Annotated in this window: 3 protein-coding genes and 1 pseudogene; 1 reads left to right on the top strand and 3 read right to left on the bottom strand. The window is 58.4% G+C overall.

What is annotated here, in order from left to right; genetic code table 11:
* The 3 genes and pseudogenes from ACFOMH_RS20430 to ACFOMH_RS20420 all read right to left on the bottom strand — a co-directional run.
* Positions 1 to 301: pseudogene (locus tag ACFOMH_RS20430) on the bottom strand (hypothetical protein); the annotation flags it as partial.
* A gap of 39 nt (positions 302 to 340) precedes the next feature.
* Positions 341 to 1,411 carry an ABC transporter ATP-binding protein gene (locus ACFOMH_RS20425; RefSeq protein ID WP_377746769.1) on the bottom strand — a complete coding sequence of 357 codons (1,071 nt, stop codon included), beginning with the start codon at positions 1,409 to 1,411 and terminating at the stop codon, positions 341 to 343.
* 123 nt (positions 1,412 to 1,534) lie between these two features.
* On the bottom strand, positions 1,535 to 2,413 hold the full coding sequence (locus ACFOMH_RS20420) for a LysR substrate-binding domain-containing protein (protein WP_374427544.1): 879 nt from the start codon (positions 2,411 to 2,413) through the stop codon (positions 1,535 to 1,537).
* A 273-nt stretch (positions 2,414 to 2,686) separates the two neighbouring features.
* Between ACFOMH_RS20420 and ACFOMH_RS20415 the strand changes: the two genes are divergently transcribed.
* Positions 2,687 to 4,030, top strand: coding sequence for an FAD-binding oxidoreductase (locus ACFOMH_RS20415; protein WP_377746767.1), 1,344 nt, complete (start codon positions 2,687 to 2,689; stop codon positions 4,028 to 4,030).
* The last annotated feature ends 354 nt before the right edge of the window (positions 4,031 to 4,384 follow it).

Here is a 4,384-nt window from a genome sequence, read left to right as displayed (position 1 = left end):
CTTCTGACATCCTATAAGTGCGAGCCGTCAGCAACAATTTGACATTTTCTGTTGGTCGGCGAGCCAATGAGGTCAAGAGAAGTTTAGGAAATGCACCGTCATAGGCTTTGACCGCGTCACCGCCCCAGTTGACGAAGACCAGCTGTTTTTCCTCGGCCAGGGCCGGCGCGCTTTTCAGCGCCAATGCCGACGTTCCCGCCAGCAGCACCGCGAATTGCGCGAATTTGCGGCGCGACATTCGCATAGCGCCAGCCGTTTCCCCCGACTGATCGAGATGCGTTTCGACGATATTCTTATCCATTATTTCCTCCCCATTTATTTCCGCGGCAACATGCTGTTCTTAAATGAACATTCCGTCCGTTGCCTGCCAACTCATCCAGACGGTAGAGCCTTGCGTCATGCGCGATGACAGCTTGGCCGTCGGCACCATCAGCGCGAGCGTGGTGCCGGCTGGCGTCGCCATCTTCACCTGCGTGCCCCCGCCCAGATAGGTCATCTCGACGATCCGCCCTTCGACCACGTTCGGTCCCTCGGGGCGCGCGATGTGCAGCTCCATATGCTCGGGGCGAATGGCCAGCGTATCCGAGGCGGGCTGTTCGCGATCGGCGACCAGAACCGGGCTGCCTTCGAAATCGGCCGTGTAACCGGCATTGGACGAGGTCGCGCCGCTGACCGGCAAGAGATTGATCTCGCCAAGAAATTCGGCAACGAACCGCGAACGCGGACGCTCATAGATCTGTGCGGGCGTATCGATCTGCTGAAGCTGACCCTTGTTGAAGATCGCGATCCGACTGGACAGGGCCAGCGCCTCTGACTGGTCGTGGGTCACGAAAACAAAGGTCGTTCCAAGCTGCTGATGCAGGCGGCGCACCTCGTCCTGCATCTGGACGCGCAGGTTCTTGTCCAGCGCCGAGAACGGCTCGTCCAGCAACAGCACCGCCGGATCGCAGGCCAGCGCCCGCGCCAGTGCAACGCGCTGTTGCTGCCCCCCGGACAGGCCGGCGGGCCGTTTATGCCCATGACCGACCAGACCAACGATTTCGATCATTTCGCCCACCCGGCGCTTGATCTCGTCGCGGCTGCGTCCCCGCACTTTCAACGGAAAGGCGATGTTCTGTTCGACCGTCATATGCGGAAACAGCGCATAGCCCTGAAATACCATACCGAACCCCCGCTGCTCCGCAGGCATTTGGGTCATGTCATTGCCGTTAAGGGATAATTTTCCCGATGTCGCAATCTCGAAACCGGCAAGGATCATCAGAAAGGTGGTCTTACCCGATCCGGATGGCCCAAGCAGAGTCAGGAATTCGCCCTGCTGAATAGTCAGGGAAACATCGTCCAGCGCGCGAAATGCGCCATAGTGCTTTGAGACGTTAGCTGCTCCCAGCTCGCCCGCCTTCGAAATGTCCACGCAACCCCCATTTTGCCAATGGCATTCTTTGTTGGACCTCGACAGTCATGTGCTTCGCCGATCAATGCAAATGATAGAATTTCACGGCTTCGACAAATTTCATTTGTCGTTGCCCCATCCGCATCATGCCGTATGCGGGGTATCCCGCGCGATCTGACGCTCGAGTCTGAGCCAGTTCATGAACACCGCAACGGCAGGTTTTTCCAGCAAGCTATAGGGAACAGCGCAATAATAGGCACGGCCGTCCCGCGCGGTCTGACCGAAGGGACGCACCAGCTTGCCATCGCCAAGAAACGTCCCGGCCAACCCGATATCGCCAAGCGCGACCCCCTGTCCCGACATCGCCGCGGCATAGACAAGATGCATGTCGGAAAAGACAATGCCCCGGCGACTGGCATGGGTCGGCAGGCCCGAAAACTGAAACCAGTTGGACCAGTCGGTAAAGTCGGCATGATGCAAAAGCGGCATCCGCAACAGGTCCTGCACCTGTAGGTTGCGGCCGGTCGCGTTCAGGAATGACGGGCTGCACATGGGCGAAGTGACCACATCGGCCATATGGAACGTCTCCATGTCATCCATGTCGCCACCCAGAAAAGTTATATATATATCAGCGCCATAAGCTTTCATATTACCGGTTTTCGGCAACGTCACGATGGTCAGATCCAACCCCTCATATTGCGCGGCAAAGCGTCCGATATTGTTGCACAACCACGCCGAGGCAAAACTCGGCTCACAACTTATGGTCAGTGGACCGATCACGTCATCATCAGCATTTCGCGCCGCCGAACTGACCAGAAGGCGCAGCGCGGCCCGGACATCTTCGGCATAGCGCAGGCCCTGGGGCGACAGCTCGACCTGGGTTCCGACACGGTTGAGCAGCGTGAAAGGCAAGTCCGCCTCAAGGCCGCGCAGCTGATGGCTGATCGCCGATCTTGTGAGGTTGAGTTCCTCGGCCGTCTGCCAGACGGTCTTGTTGCGGGAAAAACTTTCAAGGGCTTTCAATGCCTGAATTGACGGAATACGCGACACCGTAACCTCCTGCGCTCACGAACCGGTTCACTATTGCATAGGGGGGAATATTGGTGAACAACGTTTGCAGTTCGTGCCCGGGAGGGGGCGCTTTCGGCGACAGTCACATCCCCCCGGAACGGTGCCAGCGCGTCGGCAATCCGGCGCCTTGCTGGCCGCGCTCACTGAAACTCTCGTGGTTCGGAAAAAATGACATCAGCCAAGACAAACTCGACTTCGCAAGAACCGCTGGCATCAGAGCTGGCCTTGGCCATCGGCAGTGAATGCGTGCTGATCGGGGATGACATCCCCGATCGCGCGATGTCCGACGAGAGCCGCAGCGGCCGGAACAAACCCGGCATTCTGCTGCGACCGCGCACGTCAGAGGCCGTGTCGGAAGCCCTGCGCATCTGCGCCCGGCATGGACGCACCGTCGTGCCCCAGGGCGGCATGACCGGGCTTGCCGGGGGCGCCTGCCCGCGCGCGCAGGATGTCGCGCTGTCGCTCGACGCGTTCAGCGGGGTGGAAAACATTGATCCGGTGTCGATGACAATGACCGTCCGGGCCGGCACGATTTTGCAGGACGCACAAAAGGCGGCCGAGGATTGCGGATTGATGCTGCCGATCGATCTTGGCGCCAGGGGCAGTTGCCAGATCGGTGGGGTCGTCGCGACGAATGCCGGCGGCATTCGGGTGCTTAGATACGGAATGACGCGCGAAAACCTGTTGGGGCTCGAGGTCGTGTTGGCGGATGGGACGATCATTTCCGATCTCGGCGGCATGATCAAAAACAATACGGGCTATGATATCGCGAAACTCTTCGCCGGTTCCGAGGGAACATTGGGCGTCATCACCCGCGCGGTGATCAGATTGCGCCCCCTGCCGATGGCGCGCCAGACCGCGCTTTGCGCGCTCAATGGATTTGATGATGTGATGCAGTTACTGCATCACGCGAGGCAGGATTTACCCGGCCTTTCGGCATTCGAACTGATGTGGGGCGATTATTTCGATCTGCTTCAGGATCTCGAAGGGGTTTTAATGAAACCTGCTCCGGCCTTTGCGGTGATCATCGAATTAGAAACGATGGACCGCGAAACCGGCGACGCCGATTTCGAGGCATTTCTGGCCCGGATGTTTGAAGAAAACATCCTTGCGGATGCTCTTGTTGCACAATCCTCGCGGGAATCCGCGCGTTTCTGGGCCGTGCGTGAGGGGGACAAGATTTACGAGGCGATGCCGCATCTGATCAATCTTGATATCAGTATCAGCCTGAATCAGATGGAGCGATTCGTGACCGAATGCAAACAGGCGATCACGGCGCGATTCAGGAATGTGCGCGCACTCTTTTACGGGCATGCGGGCGATGGCAATCTGCATATCGCGCTTGATATTCCCGATAGCGGCGACAGCCAGCTTATCCACGATGTGGAAACCTGTATCTATGACAAGGTGCGCGAGATGCGCGGCTCGATTTCGGCCGAACATGGCATCGGCACTCTGAAACGCGATTATCTTTCCTATTCGCGCAGCCCATCCGAAATCGCCCTGATGCGGCAAATCAAGCAGGCTCTGGATCCCTCGGGACTGATGAACCCCGGCAAAGTGCTGTGACGGGATAGTCTTTAAGGGGCCGATTCCAGAATGGGCGGGCGGCATAAGGCACCGATCTGAACGAACACCGAATCATCATCAGCGGCGGTGGGCGTTGGGGATTGGCGCAATCTCCGCCATCCTGATCCGTACAACCTATATCGGGGCGCACAGGTTTAATGCGCGTTCGCACAAGGATTCGCCCGCAAGGCCCGCGGGGACCTATTGGACGACGGCGGCGATGAGCATAATAATGCTGCGCGCACGGGCACAGCGAGTCGACCCACATTCTCCAAGTAAGTCGCTGATTTCGCTGTCGTAATCGTGATATTTCGCATATAAATCATGGCGTTGACGGCTGCGAGGGGCGCGTTT

This window comes from Paracoccus mangrovi, assembly GCF_042648425.1.
Taxonomy (GTDB): Bacteria; Pseudomonadota; Alphaproteobacteria; order Rhodobacterales; family Rhodobacteraceae; genus Paracoccus; species Paracoccus mangrovi.
Note: the sequence above shows the minus strand (reverse complement) of the source record. Positions and strands in the feature narration are given on the sequence as shown.